The sequence below is a fragment of the Lentzea waywayandensis genome, assembly GCF_900115955.1.
GTDB lineage: Bacteria > Actinomycetota > Actinomycetes > Mycobacteriales > Pseudonocardiaceae > Lentzea > Lentzea waywayandensis.
Map to the genome: position 1 here is coordinate 655,833 of NZ_FOYL01000003.1, position 24,640 is coordinate 680,472.

Genomic DNA, 24,640 nt, shown 5'->3' on the forward strand with positions numbered 1-24,640 from the left:
GCCAGCGGTAGTAGACGTGCAAGAGCGGCGCTGGCGCGTTGGTCGGCTTCTCTGATCCAGGCTGAGTAGTACTTGAGAGTGGTGCCGCCGTCGGCGTGGCCGAGTCGGCCCGCCACGGTGCGAACGTCTACGCCGGCGCTGATGAGTTCGGTGGCGTTGAAGTGGCGCAGCTTGTGCCAGCTGGTTGCGATACCGAGTTTGCGAACTAGGCGCCGGTACCACCCGGTGACGGCATCCGGCCGTCGCGGAGCGAGTCCATCAGAGTTGGCAGAGAACAGGAACGAGTCGTTAGACAGCGCAGTGCCAACGTGCGCTGCGCGCTGTCTGCAATGGCAGTGGTAGGTCGTGAGCATGGCGACGGTCTTGTGGTCGAGCAGGATGTGGCGGCGGGTATGGAGTTTGGTGTCTTTCTCGCGCAGCACGGTGCCTACGTGGGCGATGCTGCGCTCGATGACCAGCTGCCGTCGGTCGGGATCGAAGTCGCGCCAGCGAAGGGCACACAGTTCTCCACGACGAGCACCGCTGGCCATGGCCAGCCACACCATCGGGCCGAAGTCCGGGTCGTTCAAGGCTGCCGCAAGGATCCGCGTTGCTTGCTCCTGACTGGGCGGCTGAGGCCGCGGAGGCTCGCTGGACGGTGGCCGGGTGCCGACGACGGGGTTGCGGATCAACCAACCCCATCGCATGGCGCTCTGATAGGCCGCACCAATGAGGAAGTGCAGTTTGCGGACAGTTGAGCGAGCCAGCGGTCGGCAGAGGTGTTCGTCGTCCCGTAATCGGGGGGATGAGGGTTCGGCGCAGTGCTCACGGCAGCGCAGGAGCTGTGCGTAACAGTCTTCGAGAATCTCGGGCGTCAGATCCCGGATCTGGATGTGGCCGATCATGGGCACGACGTGGGTGGAAGCGAGCTCGAAGTATCGCTGCCGGGTCGTCTCGCTTATGGCCAACAGCAGGATGTGTCGGTTGATCAGCTCGGCAACGTTAGCGTTGCCCTGACCGTGGCTGCGGCAGACGGCCAGTAGGCGTTGGCGGACGTCCTCCACCTCGAGGAGTGCGTCGGGGCCGTCCGGGACGGTCTCGCTGACGTAGCACGGGCGCCTGGTCGCTGGGTTGATGCCCGCGTAGACGCGGACGCGCCAGGAGCCGCTGGGAAGTTGCTGGACGTTGCCGCGTGCGGGCTTCGGATGGGTGCGTCGGGTGGACGCGCTGATGACACGACTCATGCCACAGGCTAGGCCCGAAAAAGAAGACCTGCAGCGTGTCGCTGCAGGTCAACAGTGGTGCCCCCGGCAGGATTCGAACCTGCGCTCCCGCCTCCGGAGGGCGGTGCTCTATCCCCTGAGCTACGGGGGCCGTAGCTACGTGGAAGATCCTAGCGCACTCGCGCGACTGTGTTTCACACCTACCCCCGACTGGCGGGAAGCGTGGCCTCGGTCACTGCATCGTGGGAGTGGGAATACGCCGGATTGCACTCATGCGCATATCGCTATATGTTCCGGAGCATGGGTCATGGCCACGGACACGGATCGGCTTCGGCGAGCGGGCAGCACGCCGGCAAGCTGTGGATCGCGTTCGGCATCGGCGCGGTCTTCATGGTGGTGGAGTTCGTCGTGGGGTTCGCGACGTCCTCGCTCGCCTTGATCTCCGATGCCGCTCACATGCTCACCGACGTGCTCGGGGTCGGTATGGCGCTGGCCGCGATCATGGTGGCCAAGAGGGCCAAAGCCGGGAAGAACCGCACGTTCGGGTTCTACCGGGCCGAGGTGCTGGCGGCGCTGGCCAACGCCGTGCTGCTCTTCGGGGTGGCCGGGTACGTGATCTACGAGGCGGTCGGCAGGTTCCAGGACCCGCCCAGCGTGCCGGGGTGGCCGGTCCTCATCGCGGCGACGCTGGGGCTCGCGGCGAACCTCGTCTCGTTCAGCGTCCTCAAGGAGGGCGCGAAGGAGAGCATCAACGTCAGGGGCGCGTACCTGGAGGTGCTCGCTGACCTGATCGGGTCGGTGGGTGTGCTGATCTCGGCGCTGGTGACCATCACGACCAGCTGGAAGTACGCGGACCCGATCATGGGTGTGCTGATCGGCGTGTGGGTGTTGCCGCGGACGTACAGCCTCGCCAAGAACGCGCTGCACATCCTGTTCCAGCACGCGCCGGTGCGGTTGGACGTCACCGAGATGCAGAAGGCGCTCACCCAGCTTCCTGGGGTCACCGAGGCGCATGATCTGCACGTGTGGACGCTCACCAGCGGCATGGAGGTGGCTTCCGCTCACCTCACCACCGCGGAGAACGCCGACCACGAGAACGTGCTCAAGGCCGCTCAGTCGTTGCTGGCGAGCAAGTACCACATCGAGCACGCGACGTTGCAGGTCGAGGGTGGCTCGTCAGCGCAGCGGTGCCGGGAGCTTTCGTGGTGAGCCCGGCAGGTCGCGGATCCCGTCCTTAGTGGACTGCGTGCCCGTCCGTGACGGAACGATCGGGTCGCGGGGGCGTGGCACCGCGACCCACACTCGGCCTCGTTCGAACGGCACCACAAGAGCCTCCCCAGTCACCGCAGACGAATCGTCAAGATCTCATCGAAGTATGTCTGAAAGGGATAGATCCTTTCAGGTGAACGGGAAAGGCCGCGTTCCGTGACGGAACGCGGCCTTTCTCAGTCGAACGAAGGTCAGTTACGCGTTACAGCCCAGCGCACTGTCCTGCCTTCGGCCCCTTCACGTCGTTCGCGAAGCCGTTGTTCGACGGGTCGGGGGTGTTGCCCGTGCAGGACAGCGGTCCGCCCACCGAGGTGGCCGCCACCACTGACCTGGTCTTGTTCGACGTCAGTGACACAGGGCCACCGACCGACGAGTTCTCGATCGCGACCTCCGTCGAGGAACCGTGCACCGACACCGGGCCGCCCACGCGAGTGCCCACGAGCACCACGGAGGCCGCGTTCGCCGCCGACAGCGGGCCCTTGATCTCGCCGCCGAAGACGTAGAGCGTGGCACCGCTCGCGACGGTCACCGGGCCGTTCACCGTCGCACCGTCCACATAGGTCACGCCCTTGACCTGCAGCGGACCGTTGACGGTGCCGGTCACCGTGGTGGTGGCGGCCGGCAGCGGCTTCGACATCAGCTCGAACTCGGCCAGGGCCACGTCGCCGGAGAACTCCAGCCGGTAGAAGTTGTACCGGCCCGGCGAGGCGATCTTGAACGACCGGGTGTACTGCTGCCACTGGAAGTTCTCGCCGGAACGCTTGTCGACCGTCGACCAGGTCTTGCCGTCGTAGGAGCCCTTCAGCTCCCAGGCCGACGGCGACGTGCCCGTCTTGGCGTTGGTCAGCGTGTAGAACTCCGCCTTCTCCTTCACGTTCGCGGCCTTGAAGTCGAACGATCGGACCACCGCGGAGGTCGAGGAGTTGTTGTCGGCCAGTGCACCGACAGCAACGCCGGAAGCGACATCGCGCAACGGCGTCGGGACCGCGTCACCGGTGGTGATCGAGTCCGGCACGTCGTTGACGCCGGTGCCCCAGGCGGAGGGCTTCGGGCCCATGTCGAAGTCGATCGTGGCGCCGGCCGCGAGCACGTCGTGCGGCAGCGACGTCTTGTTCCACGCCTTGCCGTTGACCTTCACGCCCTGCACGTAGATGTTCTTCGCGTTGTTCTTCGGCGCGTTGATGACGAGCTTCTTGCCGTTCTCCAGCTTCACGGTCGCCTTGGTGAACAGCGGCGAACCGATCGCGTAGGCCGGCTTGCCCATCTGCAACGGGTAGAAGCCCAGCGACGAGAACAGGAACCACGCCGACATCTCGCCGTTGTCCTCGTCACCCGCGTAGCCCTGGCCCTGCTGCGAGCCGACGTACAGGCGCGACAGGATCTCGCGCACCTTCTCCTGGGTGCCCGAGGGCTTGCCCGCGTAGTTGTACATGTAGGCGATGTGGTGCGACGGCTGGTTGGAGTGGCCGTACTGGCCCATCCGCACGTCCCGCGCCTCGATCATCTCGTGGATCACGCCGCCGTAGCCGCCGGGGAACTTCGCGGTCTCCGGCAGGGTGAAGAACGAGTCGAGCTTCTGCGCCAGCTTGTCCCGTCCGCCGTACAGGTTCGCGAGACCCTGCCCGTCGTGCGGCACCGTGAACGCCATGTTCCAGCCGTTCGTCTCGGTGTAGTCGTAGCGCCAGTCCTGCGGGTTGTACTTCGCGGGGTCCTCGACGCGCCACGAACCGTCGACGTTGCGGTTCTGGAAGAACTCGATCCGCTTGTCGAACGTCAGCACGTAGTTCTGGGCGCGGTTGAGGAAGTACTCGTACTCCTCGGCGTACCGCTTCTCGCCCGTCTTCTCGTGCAGTGCCTTCGCCATCGACGCGATGCCGAAGTCGTTGACGTAACCCTCGATCGCCCACGACCACGCCTCGTCCAGCTGGTCGTTGCCGGTGTAGCCGAGGAAGATCGACTTGTCCATGCCCTTGCGGCCGACGTTGTTGCTCGGCGGCACGACGGACGCGTTCTTCACCGCGGCGTCGTAGGCGGCCTTGATGTCGAAGTTCGACACGCCCTTCAGATACGCGTCGGCGAACGCCACGTCGGAGCTCGTGCCGGTCATCAGGTCCGCGTAACCGGGGGAGGACCAGCGCGAGATCCAGCCGCCGTCCTTGTACTGCTGGACGAAGCCCTCGGCCATCTCACCCGCCTTGGACGGCGTGAACAACGAGTAGGCGGGCCAGGTCGTGCGGTAGGTGTCCCAGAACCCGTTGTTGACGTAGATCTTGCCGTCGACGATCTTCGCGCCCGTCTGCGTGGGCGTGCTCGGACCGGTCGCCGGCGCCACCGGGGACGCGTACTTGATCTTGCCGCCGACGTTCTCGTAGCCCGAGTTCGGGTACAGGTACAGGCGGTACATGTTGGAGTACATCGTGATCAGCTGCTCTTCGGACGCGCCCTCGACCGAGATGATGCCGAGGATCTTGTCCCACGCGGCCTGCGCGCGGTCGCGCACCGAGTCGAACGTGTCCGAACCGCTGACCTCCTGCTCCAGGTTGGACTTCGCCTGGTCGACGGAGATCAGCGAGGTGGCGATCCGCAGCTCGACGTTCTTGTCGCCGAACGAGAAGTAGCCGCCCACGTTGTCGCGGCCCGCGCCGGTCAGCCGGCCGCTCGCCGTGACCGCCTTGTCGACCTTGCCGTAGACGAACAGGCGGGTCGCGCCGGTGGAGAGGCCGCTCTTGACGTCCGAGTAGCCCGTGACGACGCCGGAAGCGGGGTCGAGAGTGACACCACCGAGGTTGTTCACGTTGTCGAACACGAGGTTCTTCTGGCCCGTGTCGGCGAACGTGAACCGGAAGATCGCCGCGTGGTCGGTCGGCGCGATCTCGGTCTTCATGCCGTTCTCGAAGGTCACGCCGTAGTAGTGCGCCTTCGCGACCTCGTTGTCGTGCCTGAACGGCAGCGCACGCAGCGCGCGGTCCTGGGTCGGCGCCTTGTCGGAAGGCATGACCTGGAACGTCTGGCGGTCACCCATCCACGGGCTGGGCTCGTGGGACGTCGTGAACGCCTGCAGCGTCGGCAGGTTCTGCGCGTTGTTGCGCTGCGCGTACTCGTACAGCCAGCTCTGCGAACCCGCGTTGGTCATCGGGGTCCAGAAGTTGAAGCCGTGCGGCACCGCGGTCGCCGGGAAGTTGTTGCCCCGCGAGAACGAGCCGTTCGAGTTCGTGCCACGCGTGGTCAGCACGTAGTCGGAAGGCTTCGCGTACTGCTTGGTGACGACGTCGCCGATGCGGATGTCGTCGTACCAGGCGCCGAAGTCCGTCGGGCCCTTCGGGCTGTCGAAGGCGACCAGGATCCGCTTGATCGTCTTGCCCGCCGCGACGGCGCCGATCGTGGACGCCACCTTGTTCCACTGGCTCGCGTACAGGAACTTGCCCGCGCCCTGGCCCTGCGGCGACAGTGTCGCGCCGTGCTGGTCGACCGCCTTGAGGTCGCTCAGGTACGTGCCGTCGGAGAACGCGAGGTCCACCGACGAGTACGTGCTCGGGTAGTTCAGGTTGTCGGTCACGAACTCCGGGAAGATCATGTACGACAGCTCGGTCTTGGCGCTGACGGGGATGTCGACGTCGAAGACCTTGTTGTAGCTGTACGCGCGACCCTCGGTCGTCTGCCGGCCCTGGGTGCGGAACGACTTCACGCCCGTCCAGCCGGCGCGCGACTTGGACGTGTAGCCGCTCGTGGGACCGGAGCCGACCACGCTGCGCATGTTCGGCGACGGAGGAGTTGTGGAGCCGTCGGAGAGTTGCCACTCCGCGAGCTGCACGATGTTCGTGGAGCCGTTGTTCAGCGTGATGTCGAGCTTGAACCAGCTGTAGGACCCCGGCGTCGCGACGTCGTAGGTCTTCGTCTGGAAGCGCTCGGAGAACGTCTCACCGGTGCGGGTGTCGAGCACGGTCCAGTCGGTGCCGTTGTTCGAGCCCTGCACGGTCCAGTTCTTGGGGTCGCGCTCCGGCGCGTCGTTCGCCGAGGACAGCGCGTACTTCTTGATGTTCTGGGCGGCGGGGAACTTGTACGTCACCCAGCCGGTGTTGGCGAACACCAGCCACTTCGAGTTGACCGTGCCGTCCCAGAGGTTGTCGACGACCTCGCCGGACTCCGCGTACTCGCCGTTGGCCGTCGCCTTCTCGACCTTGTCGGACACGTTGCCGGGGATGCCGGAGCCGTCCGAGCCGATCACGCCCGCCGACTTCGGGTTGCCCGACGCGTCGGTCTCGACGGTGTTGGACCACGACGGTTGTGGTTGACCGTCCTCAAAGGACGACGAAAAACCCACTCCTGGCTCCTCTGGTGCGGCGGCCGCGTAGCCGTTGGTGACGCCACACACCAGTGTCGCAGTGATCGCAACGCTCAACAGAGTTCTGGTTCGTCTCTTCCCCAGTTGCCTCATTGCAACCCTTCCGCCGCCTAGCCTGCCCCTTTTGGGTGGGAGCGTTTCGGCACGTGACATCGTTGTCAAGGGAGCGGACAGGAATTGTCGCGCAACCTGTCCTCTCCACAGTTGCGCGCGGCGCCAGTCGATCAAGATCTAGAATCGGCCGGTGACCGACCGCAAGCCGCCAGAGGTGGGTACACCAGCGGGCATGCGCGTGCTCAACCAACGCGCTGTGCTGGATCGGTTGCGCCGTCTGGGTGTCGCCACGCGTCCCCAGATCGCCAGGGACAGCGGATTGTCCAAACCGACCGTCGGGCAGGCGCTGGCCGATCTCGAACGCCACGGTCTCGTCCGCCCGACCGGCCGCACGACCACCGGTCCCGGGCGTTCCGCGGTGGTCTACGAGCCCAATCCCGCCGCCGGGTACGTGCTGGGCGTCGACATCGGCCGCGAACGGATCCGGGCGGCGCTCGCCGATCTGGGCGGGTCTGTGGTGGCTCGCGTGGACGTGCGCAACCGCAGCCGATCGGCCGCCGCCCTGGTGCGCACGGTGACCGACCTGGCCGCGCGCACCGTGGCGGACGCTGGGATCGCTCTCACGGACGTCGTGGTGAAGGTGATCGGCAGCCCCGGCGTGATCGACCAACGCTCGCGGGTCGTGCGGCACGCGCCGCAGCTGCCGGGCTGGGAGTCGCTCGGTGTGCTGGACGGGCTGGAGTCGGCGCTCGGTCCGGTGATGGTCGTGGAGAACGACGCGAACCTGGCCGCGTTGGGAGAGCACGTCTACGGGGCAGCCAAGGACGCCCGCGTGTTCGTGTGCGCGACGGTCGGCACCGGCGTCGGCATGGGCATCGTCGTGAACGGCGTGCTGTTCCGCGGCGCGCACGGGGCGGCCGGCGAGGTCGGTTTCCTGCCGTACGGGCAGTCCGCTTCGGACGTCCGTCGTGGACAGTTCGAGGACGCGGCGTCGGCGGGATCCGTTGTGGAGCTGGCGCGGGAGCGCGGGCTGACGGCGCGCTCGGCCCGTGAGGTCTTCGGCCTCGCGCGAAAAGGCGACGATCAGGCGTTGGAGGTCGTGCGGCTGGAAGCGGAACGGCTCGCGTTCCTCGTCGCCGCCGTGGCCGCGGTGATCGATCCGGAACTGGTCGTGCTGGGCGGTGGCGTCGGGTCGAACGTCGACCTGCTGCTCGCGCCGCTGGAGGCAACGCTGCGCACGATGACGCCGCTGGCGCCCCGGATCGTGGCGGGCTCGCTGGGCGACGGCGCGGTGCTCTCCGGAGCAATCGCGATGGGCCTGGAGGCCGCACGTGAATTGGTCTTCGAAGTTACTCTCTGAGAGTAGTTGAGTAGCTCTCACCTGGTAATTCACTCAATTGTCGTAACTGTTAACGGCGATATGTGGCTTAGCGTTACCGGAACCTCCACCTGGAGGGTTGTGTCCTTCCGTTGCAAGGGGAGTCGGTAGGGGGATGCGGGGGACGTAGCCCCCTACCGGCCGTGCACTGGGCAGGTGCCGCGCCCGCACCACCATCAGCCTGCCCAGTGCAGCAACGGGCTAACGGGGTGTCGGGCGGTGGACGTTCGCCGCCGTCGACTCGTGATGGGTGGAGTCCGCGATCCACGCCCCCGGGATGGACGTGTCGAGCACGCCGTCCTCCAGCCACGTGTAGTCGCCGTCGAGGACCTGCTTGGCCAGCACCTGATCGCTGTCGTCGGTGTTCTTCCAGAGCTTCTCGAACAGCTCGTCGACCCGGATCCGCGCCTGCTTGGCGAACGCGTCCGCGAGCGCCTGCGCGTTGGGATTCGAGTCCTGCGCGGCCCGCACACACGCGGCGCTGATCGCGAACAGCTCGGCCCCGATGTCCACGATCCGGCTCAGGAACCGCTGCTTGCGCTCCATCTTCCCCTGCCAGCGCGACATCGCGTAGAACGTCTGCCGCGCCAGCTTGCGCGCCGACCGTTCGACGAACCGCAGGTGCTTGGCGAGCGGCCCGAACTCGGTGTAGCCGGCTGGACTCTGGCCCTTGCCGACGACGAGCGTGGGCAGCCACTTGGCGTAGAAGCCGCCCGCTTTGGCCGCTGCCTTCATCTTCGCGTTGCGGTCGGCGTCCGGGTCGATGATGTCGCCGGCGACGCTCAGATGCGCGTCGACGGCCTCGCGGGCGATCAGCAGGTGCATGATCTCGGTCGAGCCCTCGAAGATGCGGTTGATCCGGAGATCCCGCAGGACCTGCTCGGCCGCGATGCCGCGTTCTCCGCGCGCCGCCTGGCTTTCCGCCGTCTCGTAGCCGCGGCCGCCGCGGATCTGGACCAGTTCGTCCGCCACCAGCCAGGCCTTCTCGGACGCGTAGAGCTTCGCGAGGGCGGCCTCGATGCGGATGTCGTGCTTGCCCGCGTCCGCCAGTTCGGAGCTCAGGTCCAGCACGGCTTCCAGCGCGTACGCCGTCGCGGCGATGTAGGCGATCTTGCCCGCGACGGCCTCGTGCTTGCCGACCGGCAGGCCCCACTGGATGCGCGCGCCCGACCACTCGCGGGCGATCTTGAGACACCACTTCGCGGACCCGGCGCAGAGGGCGGGCAGGCTCAGCCGCCCGGTGTTCAGGGTGGCCAGCGCGATCTTGAGGCCAGCACCCTCCTTGCCGATGACGTTCTTCTTGGGCACCCGGACGTTGTGGAACCTCGTCACGCCGTTCTCCAGGCCGCGCAGGCCCATGAACGCGTTGCGGTTCTCGACGGTGATGCCCTCGGCGTCGGCCTCCACGACGAACGCCGTGATGCCCTTGTCCGGCACCTGGGCCATGACGACCAGCAGATCGGCCACGACTCCGTTGGTGGTCCACAGCTTCACGCCGTCGAGGATGTAGTCGTCGCCGTCCGGCTTCGCGATGGTGCCGAGCCTGGCAGGGTCGGAGCCGACGTCCGGTTCGGTGAGCAGGAACGCGGTGATCTCGCCCTTGGCGCACCGGGGCAGGAACTCCTGCTTCTGCTCCGGGCTGCCGAACATCGCGACGGGCTGCGGGACGCCGATGGACTGGTGCGCGGACAGCATCGCGCCGATCGCCGGGCTGGCCGAGCCGACGAGCATCAGGGCCTTGTTGTAGTAGACCTGGGTCAGGCCGATGCCGCCGTACTCGGGCTTGATCTTCATGCCGAACGCGCCGAGGTCCTTGAGGCCCTTCAGGACGTCGTCGGGGATCTGGGCGTCGCGTTCGATGACGGTGTTGTCGATGTGGGACTCGGTGAACTTCCGGAGCTTCTCCAGGAACGCCTCGCCGCGTGCGCGGTCCTCGGCGGTGCCACTCGGATGCGGGTGGATGAGGTCGATGCGGAAGTGACCGAGGAAGAGCTCCTTGCCGAAGCTCGGTCGCTGCCAGCGGGTTTCCCGTGCTTGTTCGGCGACCTGCCTGGCCGCGCGCTCGTCGACGGTCATGGGTTACCTCCCAGTAGGTGTGACCCACGTTACTCGGGGGTAGTCGGATGTCCACCTGCTCGCGGGGTGAAACCAGGTAACGGAAGGCCGCCCTTTCCGGGGGCGGCCTCGCGCACCAAAAGCGAAAGGGCCGCCCGATGAACGGACGGCCCTCGCACAGCGACAAGTGACACCTGGTTACGGCAGCGGTGCGGCTCCGCGCTTCGCCAGGTAGTCCTTCATCAGCTCGGTCTCGGCGGCCTGCGACTTCAGCATGTTGTCGGACAGTGTCCTGACCACGGACTGACCGGCGGCCGTCGAGGCGTACTCGGCCATCGGCGACCCGCCCACGTGGTGGCGGAGCATGAGCTGGAGCCAGTAGACGTCGAAGTCGCGTCCGGCCGGCATCGTGCGCAGCTTGGTCAGCTCCTCGGTCGTGGCCATGCCGGGCATCAGCGGCTTGCCCGCTTGCGGCGTGGTGGCCCCGTGGCCGTGGACCCCGGCGGCGTCCATCCACTTCATGTAGACGCCGGAGATGTTCTGCTCGTGCTCGTTCCACATCATCAGCCAGCCCTTCATCCGCCCCACCTGTTCGAGCTGGGTGGAGGAGATGTCGAAGGCGAGCTGGCGGATGTCCGGTTCGGTCGAGCGGTCCCTGGCGATGTTCGCCATCTGGATGCCCTGAAGGTGGTGCACGGACATGTCCTGGCAGAAACCGACGTCCACGGAACCGGAGGCCGGAGCCGCGCCGGACGAGGACGAGCCGGGGAGTTTCACGAGCAGGCCCACCGCCGCGCCCAGCAGGAGCACGGCGAGGACCGCGGCGCCGATCACGAGGGTCCGAGCCACCCCTGAGGGGCGGTCGGACACCTCGGTCTCGTCGGTGTCGGTGGGAGCGGACATCAGCTCGACGGCGGCGTCGAGACGGAACCCGACGCGGGCGGCGTGCTGGCGTTCGGCTGGGCCTCGGTCTGGGAGTCGTCCTTGCCGCCGTCCATCGGCACGGCGTCGGCGCCCGGCTTCTCGGCCACGAACGGGGCCGGGTTCGACAGGAACTGCGGGTTCTCGCAGGACGCGCCGACCTCGGGGTAGGTGTTCGGGTTGCGCAGCAGCGACGAGATGAACTGGTCGACGCGCTCGTCGTCGGCGTTCTCGACCTTCAGCTGGTGGCCCCAGGACTGCAGCGAGATCGGCTTGTCGAGGCCGGGGAACGGCGAGAGCGCCATGTACGGGATGCCGTCGACCTTGACCTTGAGCTTGTTGAGCGCGTCGTCCTTGACCTGGTCGGGGTTGTACGCGATCCAGACGGCGCCGTGCTCCAGGCCGTGGACGATGTTCTCGGTGCGGATGGCCTTGTCGTAGACGACACCGGTGCAGTCGGCCCACGTGGCGTCGTGCGGTCCGCCGAAGGCAGGGGTCTGGTCGTAGGCGACGCGCTGGGTCGGCTCGACGTGGCGGGAGCCCTTGTACTCCTTGACCACGATGCCCGCGAGCTGCGTCGACGGGTCCTTGTTCGTGTCCGAGGGCTTCCACTTGGCCAGGGCGGCCTCTTTGACGTTGTTCGCGTGGATCTGCGAGTACGCATACCCGAAAACACCGCCCGCGAGGCCCAGCACCGCGATGACCGCGATGATCGTGCCCCACGGCTTCGGCTTGCTCGCCACCACCGAGGAACGGGCTGCGGCCACGCTGTTGCGTGTGGCCTTCGTCTTCTTGCCGCTGGTCATGTCCGCCTCAGATGTCGTCCTGGTCAACCGGCGCCAGTGTAGGGACATCGTGTCTGATCACTGTCAGCGCAGGGCGATACCACGTCCGCGTTAACACTTGCCGTCTCACCCTCCGAGACCCGGTAACCCGGTCGAGACCTGCGACAACGCTTCTCTAAACTGTTCCAGCGTGACCCCTGAAGCGCTCGCCGATCTGGTCCGGACCACGGTTGCCCGGTTGCTGGCCGACCGACGTCTGGACGCCTCCGCTCTCCCGGAGCAGGTGACGGTCGAGCGACCCAGGAATCCCGAGCACGGCGACTACGCCACGAACGTCGCGCTCCAGCTCGCCAAGAAGGCCGGCGTGCAGCCCCGCGAGTTCGCGACGTGGCTGGCCGAGGCCCTGCTGTCCCAGCCCGCCATCGCGAAGGCCGACGTGGCCGGTCCCGGCTTCCTGAACCTCACGATCGCCAGCGAGGCCCAGGGAGCGATCGTTCGTGCGGCGCTGGAGACCGGCTACGGCACCGGCACCGAGCTCAGCGGCAAGCGGATCAACCTGGAGTTCGTCTCCGCGAACCCCACCGGCCCCATCCACCTCGGCGGCGCGCGCTGGGCGGCCGTCGGCAGCGCGCTCGGCGAGGTCCTGCGGGCCCGTGGCGCCGAGGTCGTCCGCGAGTACTACTTCAACGACGCCGGTGCGCAGATCGACCGGTTCGTCCGGTCGCTGATCGCCGCCGCGAAGGGCGAGCCGGCCCCCGAGGACGGCTATGCGGGCACGTACGTGAGCGACATCGCCGCCGAGGTCCTGCGCCGCGAACCGGGTGCTCTCAGCGACCCCGAGACGGTGCGCAGGGTCGGCGTCGGGCTCATGTTCGAGGAGATCAAGAGCAGCCTGCACGACTTCCGCACCGACTTCGACGTCTACTTCCACGAGGACTCGCTGCACCAGAGCGGCCGCGTGGACGAGGCGATCGCGAAGCTGAAGGCGAACGGCTCGCTGTACGAGAAGGACGGCGCCTGGTGGCTGCGGTCCACGGACTTCGGTGACGACAAGGACCGCGTCGTCATCAAGAGCGACGGCGACCCGGCCTACATCGCGGGCGACATCGCGTACCTCGTCGACAAGCGCGGCCGCGGCTTCGACCTGTGCATCTACATGCTCGGCGCGGACCACCACGGCTACATCGCGCGCCTCAAGGCCGCGGCGGCCGCACTGGGCGACGACCCGGACAGCGTCGAGGTGCTGATCGGCCAGATGGTGAACCTCGTCAGCGACGGCCAGCCCGTCCGGATGAGCAAACGCGCGGGCACGGTCATCACGATGGAGGACCTGGTCGACGCGGTCGGCGTGGACGCGGCGCGCTACGCCATGATCCGGTCGAGCGTCGACTCCAGCCTCGACATCGACCTCGACCTGCTCCGCAAGCACGACAGCGAGAACCCGGTCTACTACGTCCAGTACGCGCACGCCCGCATCTCGGGAGTGCTGCGCCACGCCGCCGACCTCGGTGTCACGCAGGGGGACGATCTCTCGCTGCTGGTGCACGAGCGCGAGGGCGACCTGATCCGCACCATCGGTGAGTTCCCCAGGGTGGTGGCGACCGCGGCAGAGCTGCGCGAACCCCACCGGGTGGCGAGGTACCTCGAAGAACTCGCCGGGTCCTTCCACCGCTTCTACGACCGCAGGAACGGCGTGCGCGTGCTTCCCCAGGGCGACGAGGAGACCACTCCGTTGCACCGGGCGAGGCTCACGCTCTGCGCCGCCACCAGGCATGTTTTCGGAGCGGGCCTCGGCCTGCTCGGCGTCACCGCACCGGAGCGAATGTAAATGCGAGCACATCCCGCTGGACCTCGGCACGCCGACGTCATGGCACCCGGCAACACCGCCGGAGACCGCCCCTCGACCGCCGACCAGCTCGACTACCTGCACCCGACGGTGTGGCCGCGCAACGCCTCCCGCAACGCTTCCGGCGTCGTGGAGCTGGCGGGCGTGGACGTGCGCGGGCTCGCCGAGCAGTACGGCACCCCGTTGTTCGTCATGGACGAACAGGACTTCCGCGCACGTTGCCGCGAGCATGCCGAGGCGTTCGGCGACCCGACGCTCGTGCACTACGCCTCCAAGGCGTTCCTGAGCGTGCAGATCGCGAAGTGGGTGGCCGAAGAGGGCCTCTCCATCGACGTCTGCAGCGGTGGCGAGCTCGCCATCGCTCTGCGCGCGAACTTCCCGGCCGAGCGCATCGCGTTGCACGGCAACAACAAGAGCGTTCCCGAACTCGTCGCGGCGGTGGAGGCCGGCGTCGGCGGGGTCGTGCTCGACTCGTACCACGAGATCGCGCGCCTCGACCAGATCGCGCGCGAACGCGGTGTGGTGCAGCCGGTGCTGATCCGCGTGACGGTCGGCGTCGAGGCGCACACGCACGAGTTCATCGCGACCGCGCACGAGGACCAGAAGTTCGGCTTCTCGCTGTCCTCCGGCGACGCGGCCGAGGCGGTGCGCCGGGTGCTGAAGGCGAGCGGGCTCAAGCTCGTCGGCCTGCACAGCCACATCGGCTCGCAGATCTTCGACGCGTCCGGCTTCGAGGTCGCCGCGCGCCGCGTGATCGGCCTGCTCGCCGAGATCCGTGCCGAGCACGGCGACGTCCCGTCCTTGAACGTCGTCGACCTCGGTGGCGGTCTCGGCATCGCCTACACGCCGGACGACGACCCGCCCCCGCCCGCCGAGCTCGCGCGGCAGCTGCACAACATCGTGCAGAAGGAGTGCGAGCACAACGGCTTGGAGATGCCTCGAATCGCGGTCGAGCCCGGCCGCGCGATCGTCGGCCCCGGCACGGTCACCGTGTACGAGGTCGGGACGATCAAGGACATCGAGCTCGACGGTGGCGCGCGCCGCCGGTACGTCAGCGTCGACGGCGGCATGAGCGACAACATCCGCACTGCTCTGTACGACGCGGTCTACGACTGCAAGCTCGTTTCGCGTGCCGCCGAGCCCGAGTCGCGGGCCGTGCTGTGCCGCGTCGTCGGCAAGCACTGCGAGTCCGGTGACATCGTGGTGCGCGACTGCTGGCTGCCCGATGACCTCGCGCCGGGAGACTTGGTTGCGATCGCTGCCACAGGGGCCTACTGCTACTCGATGGCGAGCGGGTACAACCGACTTCCACGGCCCGCGCTCGCCGCGGTGACCGACGGAGAGGCGCGGCTGCTGCTGCGTCGCGAGACCGAGGACGACCTGTTCCGGCTGGAGGTGTAGGCAGTGTCAGTCAAAGAGGCGGGCCCCGTGAAACCTATTCGTGTCGCGTTGCTCGGTTGCGGCACGGTGGGCACGGAGGTAGTCCGGCTGCTGACGGACCAGGCCGAGGACCTCACCCAGCGCATCGGCGCGCCGGTTGAGCTCGCGGGCATCGCCGTGCGCAGGCCGAACAAGCACCGTGAAGTACCGGAGCACCTGCTGACCACGGACGCCGCGGCGCTCGTGAAGTCGGACGACGTGGACGTCATCGTCGAGGTCATCGGCGGCATCGACCCGACGCGCGGCCTTCTGCTGGAGGCGCTGCGCAACGGCAAGTCCGTCGTCACGGCGAACAAGGCGCTGCTGGCCGAGCACGGCCCGGACCTGTTCGAGGCGGCCGACGCGTCCGGCGCGGACCTCTACTTCGAGGCCGCCGTCGCCGGCGCGATCCCGTTGCTGCGCCCGTTGCGGGAATCCCTTGCGGGAGACCGGATCACGCGTGTCATGGGCATCGTGAACGGCACGACGAACTTCATCCTGTCCGCGATGGACGCCACCGGCGCGGGCTACAACGAGACGCTCGAGGAGGCCTCGCGTCTCGGTTACGCCGAGGCCGACCCGACCGCCGACGTCGACGGGTTCGACGCCGCGTCGAAGGCCGCAATCCTTGCGTCCCTTGCGTTCCACACCCGTGTGACGGCTTCGGACGTCTACCGCGAGGGCATCCGCGCGGTGTCCGCGGCGGACATCCAGGCCGCCAAGGGCCTCGGCCGCACGGTGAAGCTGCTCGCGATCTGCGAGCGCGTGACCAGTCCGTCCGGTCAGGAATCAGTCGCCGTTCGAGTGCACCCGGCGATGATCCCCAGGACGCATCCGCTGGCGAGCGTCAACGGCGCGTTCAACGCGGTGTTCGTCGAGGCAGACGCGGCGGGGGAGATGATGTTCTACGGGCAGGGTGCCGGTGGCGCCCCCACGGCGAGTGCGGTCGTCGGCGACCTGGTCGCCGTGGCGCGCAACATGGTCGCGAGCGGGCACGGCCCGCGCGAGTCGGCCTACGCCGCGCTTTCCGCGCAGCCCATGGGGAACACGCCGACCCGCTACCACATCAGCCTCGACGTGGCGGACAAGCCCGGTGTCCTCTCGCAGGTCGCCGCGGTGTTCGCCGAGCACGACGTCAGCATCGCCGCGGTGCGCCAGGAAGGCCGCATCGAGGACGCCAGTCTCGTGATCGTCACGCACGCGGCGACCGACGCCGCGCTGCGGTCCACTGTGGACAAAATCGGTGGCCTCCCCGTGGTGCGGGACGTCGTCAGCGTCATGAGGGTGGAGGGCGAAGAGTGAGCGCTGTCAGAGCAGGCTGGCCCGGTCTGATCAACGCCTACCGGGACCGCATCGAGATCCCCGAGGGCGCCGAGGTCGTCACGCTGCACGAGGGCGGCACGCCATTGGTGCACGCTCGCCGTCTCTCCGAGGCGACCGGGTCCGACGTGTGGGTCAAGGTCGAGGGCGCGAACCCGACCGGCTCGTTCAAGGACCGCGGCATGACCGTGGCGATGACGTACGCGCTCGCCTCCGGCCTGAAGGCGGTCATCTGCGCCTCCACCGGCAACACCTCCGCCTCGGCTGCCGCCTACGCGGCCAAGGCGGGTCTGACGGCGGCCGTGCTCGTGCCCAGCGGCAAGATCGCGATGGGCAAGCTCGCGCAGGCCGTCATGCACGGCGCGAAGATCCTGCAGATCGACGGCAACTTCGACGACTGCCTGGAGCTGGCGTCCAAGACCGCCGCCGAGTACCCGGTCACGCTGGTGAACTCGGTCAACCCGGTGCGGCTCGTCGGTCAGCAGACCGCCGCGTGGGAGGTCTGCGACGTGCTCGAGCAGGCGCCGGACGTGCACTGCCTGCCGGTCGGCAACGCGGGCAACATCACCGCGTACTGGAAGGGCTACACGTCCTACGACAAGGGCCTGCCCCGCATGTTCGGGTTCCAGGCGGCCGGTGCGGCTCCGCTGGTGTCCGGTCAGCCGGTGCCGAACCCGGAGACCATCGCGACCGCGATCCGGATCGGTTCGCCGGCGTCGTGGACCGGCGCCATCAAGGCCCGCGACGAGTCCGGTGGCCTGATCGACGCCGTCACCGACGAGCAGATCCTGGCCGCGTACCGCCTGCTGGCGTCGTCCGAGGGCATCTTCGTCGAGCCCGCGTCGGCCGCGTCCATCGCCGGTCTGCTGATGACCGCCGAGGACGGCAGGCTGCCTCGCGGGTCCACGGTTGTGTGCACCGTCACGGGCCATGGCCTGAAGGACCCCGACACGGCGTTGCTCGGCACCACCGAGGTCGAGCCGGTCCCGGTCGACCCCGGCGCCGTCGCGCACGCGCTGGAGCTGGCGTGAGGTTCCTCGTCTCCGTCCCCGCGTCGACCGCCAACCTCGGTTCGGGGTTCGACGCGCTGGGCATGGCGCTCGGCATGTACGACGACGTGGAGGTGGCCGGCGGCGAAGGCGTCGACGGCCTCTCGATCACGGTCGACGGTGCCGGATCTGGCGACGTCCCGCTCGACGAGACTCATCTCGTCGTGCGGGCCGTCCGCGCCACCGGCTACACCGGTGGACTGTCGCTGAGGTGCCGCAACACCATTCCGCACGCACGGGGGCTGGGCTCCTCGGCGGCCGCGATCGTGGCGGGCGTCGTAGCCGGATTCACCCTGTTGGGTCGCGAGTTGGACACGGACGCGTTGCAAATCGCAGCCGAGTTCGAGGGCCACGCGGACAACGCGGCCGCTTCTCTGTTCGGCGGCGTTGTTGTTGCCTGGTCTGAAGGAGAGCGCTACCGCGCGGTGCGGATGGATGCCGACGCACGCGTGCGCCCGGTCGTTCTGATCCCGTCGCAGGAGTCGTCCACCAAGACGACGCGCGGCCTGCTTCCGGCCGAAGTGCCGCACGCGGACGCCGCGCACGCCGCCGGGCGCGCTGCCCTGGCGGTACACGCGCTGACGTCGGATCCGACCGTTCTCCTTGCCGCTACTGAGGATCGACTCCACCAGAACTACCGCGAGCCCGCATGGCCGGACACCGTTCGGGTGATCAACGATCTTCGCAAGCTCGGAGTTCCCGCCTGCGTGAGCGGAGCGGGACCCACCGTGATCGCCTTCGGTGATCTTCCTCCCGAGGTCGACGTGCACGGCTTCGACGTGCGGAGACTCGACGTCGACGCCGCCGGCGTGCGCGTTCGTCCATTGGACTGACACGCCCGACCCCGGTTGTTGCATGCCGGGGGACCGGCGTCTACTCTCGGGGGCGATCAGTCACCGCGCGCACGGGCGCCGGTGTCGCGCTCGGACATTCGTTCCGAGTCGCAATCCTTTTGCGTTCCGGCTCTGTGCCGTGCGGGCGGGGCGAACGCAAAAGAGGCACCCGATCGCCGTGTGATCTGAGAAAAGTCCCGTGCTTGAGGGAAGCCGTCGTGCTTCCGTCTTCATCGGACTTGACCGCCGTTCCCCGCTGAAGTGGGAAGGCGGGTCCGCTGGGCCGCGTAGGAGGCGGGGCCTGGTCAGGAAGGACTTGTGTGACCAACACCGATTTGCTGAGCAGCGAAGTCGCAGCTGCCGCTGGTTCTGGAGCCGAGGAGAACGCTCTGTCCACCCCATCGAACGGCACGACGCCGCGCCGCCGCGCGGGTCTGTCCGGCATGGTGCTCGCTGAACTGCGCGAGCTCGCCGGCCAAATGGGCATCACCGGAACCGCAGGCCTGCGCAAGGGCGACCTGATCGCGGCCATCAAGGAGAAGCAGGGCTCCGGCGCCCCGGCCAAGGCTGAGAAGCCCGCGAAGACCGAGAAGGTCGCCGCGAAGGCCGAGGCTCCCGCCGAGAAGCCCGCCAAAGCGGCCGAGAAAGTCGTTGAAAAGCCTGTTCAGCAGCAGCTCGAGGTAGCGGAGAAGCCCGCCGCCGCCGAGTCCGGCGCTGGCGACGACACCCGATCGTCCGAGGACGGTGGGCGCCGTGGAAACCGTCGCCGCCGTTCCGGCCGTGGTGGCGGCAACGCCGAGGGCGAGAGCCAGCCGCAGCAGGAACAGCGTTCCGAGCGTTCCGAGCGTCCTGAGCGGGGCGAGCGCGCCGAGCGTTCGGACCGCCCCGAGCGCGCTGAGCGGACCGACCGTTCGGACCGTGCCGAGCGCCCTGAGCGTGGCGAACGTTCCGACCGCGGCGAGCGTCAGGACCGTGGCGAGCGCTCCGAGCGTTCCGACCGTGGTGACCGCAACGAGCGCGGCGGCCGTGACCGCAACCGCGACCGTGGCGAGCGCAACGACCGTGGTGACCGCGGTGGTGACCGCCAGGGTGGCGGCCAGCCCGACGGTGACGACGACGGTGGCCGCCGTGGCCGCTTCCGCGACCGCCGCCGTCGTGGTGGCCGTGGCGAGGAGCAGGGTGGCGGCGGTCGTGTCGACCGCGAGACCGAGGTGCGCGACGACGACGTCCTGCTCCCGGTCGCGGGCATCCTGGACGTGCTGGAGAACTACGCGTTCGTCCGCACGTCGGGCTACCTCGCCGGCTCGAACGACGTCTACGTGTCGTTGTCGCTGGTCCGCAAGTACGGCCTGCGCCGCGGCGACGCCCTCACCGGCGCCGTCCGCCAGCCGCGCGACGGCGAGCAGCAGCGCCAGAAGTTCAACCCGCTGGTCCGCGTCGACAAGATCAACGGCCTGGACCCGGAAGAGGCGCGCAACCGCCCGGACTTCACCAAGCTGACGCCGCTCTACCCGAACGAGCGTCTGCGCCTGGAGACCGAGCCGCACATCCTCACCACCCGTGTCATCGACCTGGTGATGCCGATCGGCAAGGGCCAGCGCGCCCTGATCGTGTCGCCTCCGAAGGCCGGCAAGACCTCGGTGCTCCAGTCGATCGCCAACGCGATCACGACGAACAACCCCGAGTGCCACCTCATGGTGGTGCTGGTGGACGAGCGTCCCGAAGAGGTCACCGACATGCAGCGTTCGGTGAAGGGCGAGGTCATCGCCTCGACCTTCGACCGCCCGCCGTCGGACCACACGACCATCTCCGAGCTCGCCATCGAGCGGGCGAAGCGCCTGGTCGAGATGGGCCACGACGTGGTCGTGCTGCTCGACTCGATCACGCGTCTGGGTCGTGCCTACAACCTGGCGGCGCCGGCTTCCGGCCGGATCCTGTCCGGTGGTGTCGACTCGACCGCGCTGTACCCGCCGAAGCGCTTCCTTGGTGCTGCTCGCAACATCGAGGGTGGCGGTTCGCTGACCGTCATCGCCACCGCGCTCGTCGAGACCGGTTCCGCCGGTGACTCGGTGATCTTCGAAGAGTTCAAGGGCACGGGTAACGCCGAGCTCAAGCTCGACCGGAAGATCGCGGACAAGCGGACGTTCCCGGCTGTCGACGTCGACTCTTCCGGTACTCGTAAGGAAGAGCTGCTGCTGTCGCCTGACGAGATGGCGGTCACGCACAAGCTGCGTCGGGTGCTGCACGCGTTGGACGGGCAGCAGGCGATCGACTTGCTGCTTGACCGGCTGCGGAAGTCTCGCACCAACATCGAGTTCTTGATGCAGGTTGCGAAGACGACGCCTGGGTCTGAGCAGGACTGAGGCTTGTTGGTTGGCGTGTGAGTTTCACGTGAAAAGACCCCCGGTGCTGGTCACCGGGGGTCTTTTTGTTGCTGTTCACTCGAATGCCGAGGGTGGTTGGGTTGCGGGCGTTCAGGTTGCGGCTGCTTCCTGGGGCTCCGCCCCAGACCCCGCCAATCTGATCCAAAACCGGGGCCTACGCCGTCTGCGGGTTGATGGCACGCCTGTTGCGTTGGGCGGAGGCGCGTTGCGTAGTGGGGCGCGTTGGTGGGGTGGTTTCGTCACGAGCCGTACCAAGAGCGGGCCACAGCCAGGAAGGGATGTCAAACGGACGAAAAGCGTGTCCGTTTGACATCCCTTCCTGGCTGCAGCAAGAGCTGTGGCACGACTCGTGACGAAACCACCCCACCCAGACCGCACGGTAAGGACGGCTCGCCTCCGGCATCGCGGACGGTCAGGCGCTCGTCCTCGCCGCTCGCCGCTCGCTCTCGGCTTCGGCTTCGGCTTCGGCTTCGCGGGAGTGTCAGACCTGCTCGCTAAGTTGGGTCGCGGGGGACGCTGAATCCAAGGGGACCCCTGCGTCAGCCTGCGTTTGTGCTGGTCAGCGACACTTGGTGGCCTGTCGGCTCTCGTCGTTCTGCACCAGCGCCTGGAATGCCAGGGCCAGCAGCACCGGCAGTCCCACCACCGTCGCGGCCATCGCGGGTACCTCCACCGCGCCCTCCACGACGCCGAGCGCCAGGACGGCCGCCAGGTAGGGCCAGCGCAGCCACGTGCGTTGCCAGGCTCGCTTCCAGCGCACTCCGCCGGACACTGCCGCGGCCACCGCCACGCCGGCTCCCGACACGACCGGTGACAGCGGCACCGTGGTCCAGGAAGCCGTGACCAGCCCTGCCGACCCCATCAGGCCGAACACGGCAGCGGAGAACAGGAACGGCACCGCCAGCCACATGTGCTGGTTCATCGGCCGCTCTGAGGTGCAGAACACGGCACACAGTCTGAAGGAGACCGACCAACAACATGGAGCCGTATCTGGCCGAACGGCCACACCTTGCGCCGAACGGCGTATCACGGGGGTTAAGCGGCTGTGACTTAAGCCACGGGCGGGCCTTGGGAACAACCGCGTTTTTGCACGTGTTGAACGGTCTGGCAAACTAAATGGTCGAGTCCGGCTCCGGTTCACCCGTTCACCAACAGGGACCCGGCGGCCATCCTTGAAAGGGACAAGATCTTGAAGACTGGCATCCACCCCGAGTACACCGTCACCGAAGTGACCTGTAGCTGCGGCAACGCGTTCACCACGCGCAGCACCACCTCGGCGTCCGAGGTTCGCGTCGAGATGTGCTCCAACTGCCACCCGTTCTACACGGGCAAGCAGCGCATCCTGGACACCGGCGGTCGTGTGGCGCGCTTCGAGGCGCGTTACGGCAAGCGCAACAAGTAGCTGCTTTCACGGCGCCTGACCTCGGCCTTCTGGCCGGGGCGGGCGCCGTCGCCGTTTCCACGGAAACCCTACGAAAGCAGGAGACGTGTCGCAGTCGCTGGACAGCTTGCTCGCCGAGTACGACGAGCTGGAGAAGAAGCTCGCCGATCCCTCCGTGCACGCTGACCAGGCGGGAGCGCGCAAGCTCGGCAAGCGGTATGCCGCGCTCGGGCCGATCGTGCAGACGGCGCGGGAGATCGAGCAGGTCAAGAACGATCTGGAGGCGGCCAAGGAACTCGCCGCCGAGGACCGGTCCTTCCAGGAGGAGGTCGAGCAGATCGAGGAGCAGCTCCCCAAGCTGGAGGAGAAGCTCACCGAACTGCTGCTGCCGCGTGACCCGCACGACGGCGACGACGTGCTGCTGGAGATCAAGTCCGGTGAAGGTGGCGAGGAGTCCGCGCTGTTCGCCGGGGACCTACTGCGTATGTATACGCGGTATGCGGAGCGGCAGGGGTGGAAGGTCGAGATGCTCGACGGCACCGACTCCGACCTGGGCGGGTTCAAGGACGTCACCGTCTCCATCAAGACCAAGAGCGCGGTGCCGGACGGGGTGTGGAGCCGGCTGAAGTGGGAGGGCGGCGTGCACCGCGTGCAGCGCGTGCCCGTCACCGAGTCGCAGGGGCGCATCCACACGTCGGCCGCCGGCGTTCTCGTCTTTCCGGAAACCGAGGAGACCGCCGCGGTCGAGATCGACGAGAAGGACCTGCGGATCGACGTCTACCGGTCGTCCGGCAAGGGCGGTCAGTCGGTCAACACCACCGACTCCGCCGTGCGCATCACGCACCTGCCGACCGGCATCGTCACGTCGTGCCAGAACGAGCGCAGCCAGTTGCAGAACAAGGCTCGCGCCATGCAGGTGCTGCAGAGCCGGTTGATCGCTCTCGCCGAGGAGCAGAAGGCACAGGAGCAGTCGGACGCGCGGCGCACCCAGATCCGCACCGTTGACCGCAGTGAACGGGTGAGGACCTACAACTTCCCTGAATCACGCATCTCCGACCATCGGGTTGGGTACAAAGCGCATAACCTGGACCAGGTGCTCGACGGTGACCTGGACGCGGTGGTGGACGCACTTGCTGCCGCTGACCGGGCAGAACGGCTCGCAGGCGGGTAATCCGACGTGGGAGGGGCGCGTTGTGGCCGAGATCCTGGTGAATCCGCAGACAGCGCCTCTCGACCAACCGGTCGACGTGCTCGTCGTGGGACTGAAGGCCGGTCAGACGGCCACCGTGCAGCTCTCCACAGGCGATCGCGCGTCTCATGCCGTGTTCGAGGCTGACGACCGTGGTGTCGTCGATCTGACGAGGCACGCACCGCTTGATGGCAGCTATCGCGGCGTTGACCCGATGGGGTTGTTCTGGTCGTTGGAACGCACCGGCGGCAAGGCCGGCCCCACCGTGCTCTCCGTCGAGGGCGTGGGGGACCGCGTTCTCGAACGGCTCGCTGTGCCCGAGGGCGTCGAACGACTGGAGGTCCGGGAGAACGGGCTGGTCGGCACGCTGTTCGCCCCTGAGGACGACGGAGGCGTGCTGCCGGGTGTCATCGTGCTCAGCGGGTCCGAAGGCGGCATTCACGAGACTGACGCGGCGCTGCTGGCCGCGCACGGGTTCGTCACGTTCGCGCTCGGCTACTTCGGCATGAAGGGCCTGCCCGAGAACCTCGTGGACATCCCGCTCGAGTACTTCGGCAAGGCCATCGACTACCTGTCCGAACGCGCCGGCGAGATCGGTGTCGTCGGCGGGTCGCGCGGTGGTGAGCTGGCGTTGCTCGTCGGCGCGACGTACCCGCAGGTCAGTGCGGTCGTGAGCGTCGTCGGCAGTGGCGTGGTGACGCAGGGCATCGGGCCGGGCGCCAACCTGCTGCAGAAACTCTCGTACGAAGCGGCGTCGTGGACCTTGAAGGGCGAGCCGCTGCCGTACCTGCCCTACGAGATCGGCGGCGAGCTGCGGGCGAGGATCGTCAACGACGAACCGGTGCCGTTGCGGCTTGCTTTCAGCACCGAGGACGGCGTCCCCGAGGACACCGAGATCCCCGTCGAACGGATCGCCGGGGGTGTGTTGCTCATCTCGTCCGGACAGGACGACGGGTGGCCTTCGGCCGACCTGAGCGAGGTCGCGATGCGGCGGCTCAAGGACCACGAGCATCCGTTCCCGTACGAGCACGTCGTGTATCCCGAGGCAGGACACCTGATCGCGGGCCCGCCGCACCGGCCGGCCACCGACGTGACCTATCCGGGGCCCGGTGTCACCTTCTCGGGTGGTGGTGTTCCGCGGGCGACCGCGCACGCCCAGGCGAACGCTTGGAAACGGACGGTTGAGTTCTTGCGGGAGCAGCTCGGGAGCTAG

The 24,640-nt window shown here is 67.8% G+C and carries 16 protein-coding genes, 1 tRNA gene and 1 pseudogene; 11 read left to right on the plus strand and 7 right to left on the minus strand.

Going from position 1 to position 24,640, the window contains the following annotated elements; all coding sequences use genetic code 11:
* Positions 1 to 77: 77 nt before the first annotated feature.
* Positions 78 to 1,223, minus strand: a pseudogene (locus BM417_RS13775) (tyrosine-type recombinase/integrase); the annotation flags it as partial.
* Between the two features lie 55 nt (positions 1,224 to 1,278).
* Positions 1,279 to 1,353, minus strand: a tRNA-Arg gene (locus tag BM417_RS13780).
* Between the two features lie 149 nt (positions 1,354 to 1,502).
* Here BM417_RS13780 and BM417_RS13785 point away from each other — a divergent pair.
* Positions 1,503 to 2,411 carry a cation diffusion facilitator family transporter gene (locus tag BM417_RS13785; protein WP_093592616.1) on the plus strand — a complete coding sequence of 303 codons (909 nt, stop codon included), beginning with the start codon at positions 1,503 to 1,505 and terminating at the stop codon, positions 2,409 to 2,411.
* Positions 2,412 to 2,673: 262 nt separating this feature from the next.
* Here the strand turns inward: BM417_RS13785 and BM417_RS13790 are convergent, their stop codons facing one another.
* The gene (locus BM417_RS13790) at positions 2,674 to 6,906 is read right to left on the minus strand and encodes a GH92 family glycosyl hydrolase (RefSeq protein WP_093592619.1); all 4,233 of its coding nucleotides are present in this window, start codon (positions 6,904 to 6,906) and stop codon (positions 2,674 to 2,676) included.
* A gap of 151 nt (positions 6,907 to 7,057) precedes the next feature.
* Here BM417_RS13790 and BM417_RS13795 point away from each other — a divergent pair, with 151 nt between their 5' ends.
* Positions 7,058 to 8,227: an ROK family transcriptional regulator gene (locus tag BM417_RS13795; RefSeq protein WP_177320423.1), complete on the plus strand. Its 1,170-nt coding sequence runs from the start codon at positions 7,058 to 7,060 to the stop codon at positions 8,225 to 8,227.
* A 219-nt stretch (positions 8,228 to 8,446) separates the two neighbouring features.
* Here BM417_RS13795 and BM417_RS13800 read toward each other — a convergent pair whose 3' ends face one another.
* The 3 genes from BM417_RS13800 to BM417_RS13810 form a co-directional block, all read right to left on the minus strand.
* On the minus strand, positions 8,447 to 10,321 hold the full coding sequence (locus tag BM417_RS13800; RefSeq protein ID WP_093592624.1) for an acyl-CoA dehydrogenase family protein: 1,875 nt from the start codon (positions 10,319 to 10,321) through the stop codon (positions 8,447 to 8,449).
* A gap of 177 nt (positions 10,322 to 10,498) precedes the next feature.
* A complete protein-coding gene (locus BM417_RS13805; protein WP_093592627.1) occupies positions 10,499 to 11,203 on the minus strand; it encodes a DUF305 domain-containing protein in 705 nt (234 codons plus the stop codon).
* Entirely contained in the window at positions 11,203 to 12,027 is an 825-nt protein-coding gene (locus BM417_RS13810) for a DUF3105 domain-containing protein (RefSeq protein WP_093592630.1), read from the minus strand. The genes BM417_RS13805 and BM417_RS13810 overlap by 1 nt, the downstream gene beginning before the upstream one ends.
* 169 nt (positions 12,028 to 12,196) lie before the next feature.
* Here BM417_RS13810 and argS point away from each other — a divergent pair, with 169 nt between their 5' ends.
* The 6 genes from argS (at position 12,197) to rho (ending at position 20,836) form a co-directional block, all read left to right on the plus strand.
* Entirely contained in the window at positions 12,197 to 13,834 is a 1,638-nt protein-coding gene (gene argS / locus BM417_RS13815; RefSeq protein ID WP_093592633.1) for an arginine--tRNA ligase, read from the plus strand.
* Positions 13,835 to 15,253: a diaminopimelate decarboxylase gene (gene lysA / locus BM417_RS13820; RefSeq protein ID WP_093592636.1), complete on the plus strand. Its 1,419-nt coding sequence runs from the start codon at positions 13,835 to 13,837 to the stop codon at positions 15,251 to 15,253.
* Between the two features lie 27 nt (positions 15,254 to 15,280).
* Positions 15,281 to 16,573, plus strand: coding sequence for a homoserine dehydrogenase (locus BM417_RS13825; protein WP_177320424.1), 1,293 nt, complete (start codon positions 15,281 to 15,283; stop codon positions 16,571 to 16,573).
* The gene (gene thrC / locus BM417_RS13830) at positions 16,570 to 17,622 is read left to right on the plus strand and encodes a threonine synthase (protein WP_093592642.1); all 1,053 of its coding nucleotides are present in this window, start codon (positions 16,570 to 16,572) and stop codon (positions 17,620 to 17,622) included. The genes BM417_RS13825 and thrC overlap by 4 nt, the downstream gene beginning before the upstream one ends.
* Positions 17,619 to 18,473, plus strand: coding sequence for a homoserine kinase (thrB, locus tag BM417_RS13835; protein WP_093592645.1), 855 nt, complete (start codon positions 17,619 to 17,621; stop codon positions 18,471 to 18,473). Before thrC ends, thrB begins: the two co-directional genes overlap by 4 nt.
* A gap of 320 nt (positions 18,474 to 18,793) precedes the next feature.
* Positions 18,794 to 20,836 (plus strand): transcription termination factor Rho, encoded by a 2,043-nt coding sequence (rho, locus tag BM417_RS13840; protein WP_093592648.1) that lies wholly within the window; start codon positions 18,794 to 18,796, stop codon positions 20,834 to 20,836.
* Between the two features lie 580 nt (positions 20,837 to 21,416).
* Here rho and BM417_RS13845 read toward each other — a convergent pair.
* Entirely contained in the window at positions 21,417 to 21,803 is a 387-nt protein-coding gene (locus BM417_RS13845; RefSeq protein ID WP_143138639.1) for a hypothetical protein, read from the minus strand.
* Between the two features lie 243 nt (positions 21,804 to 22,046).
* Here BM417_RS13845 and rpmE point away from each other — a divergent pair, with 243 nt between their 5' ends.
* From rpmE to BM417_RS13860, 3 genes are all read left to right on the plus strand, one after another.
* Positions 22,047 to 22,259 carry a 50S ribosomal protein L31 gene (gene rpmE / locus BM417_RS13850; protein WP_086664588.1) on the plus strand — a complete coding sequence of 71 codons (213 nt, stop codon included), beginning with the start codon at positions 22,047 to 22,049 and terminating at the stop codon, positions 22,257 to 22,259.
* An 85-nt stretch (positions 22,260 to 22,344) separates the two neighbouring features.
* Positions 22,345 to 23,409 carry a peptide chain release factor 1 gene (gene prfA, locus BM417_RS13855; RefSeq protein WP_093592654.1) on the plus strand — a complete coding sequence of 355 codons (1,065 nt, stop codon included), beginning with the start codon at positions 22,345 to 22,347 and terminating at the stop codon, positions 23,407 to 23,409.
* Positions 23,342 to 24,640, plus strand: coding sequence for an acyl-CoA thioesterase/bile acid-CoA:amino acid N-acyltransferase family protein (locus BM417_RS13860; RefSeq protein WP_143138640.1), 1,299 nt, complete (start codon positions 23,342 to 23,344; stop codon positions 24,638 to 24,640). Before prfA ends, BM417_RS13860 begins: the two co-directional genes overlap by 68 nt.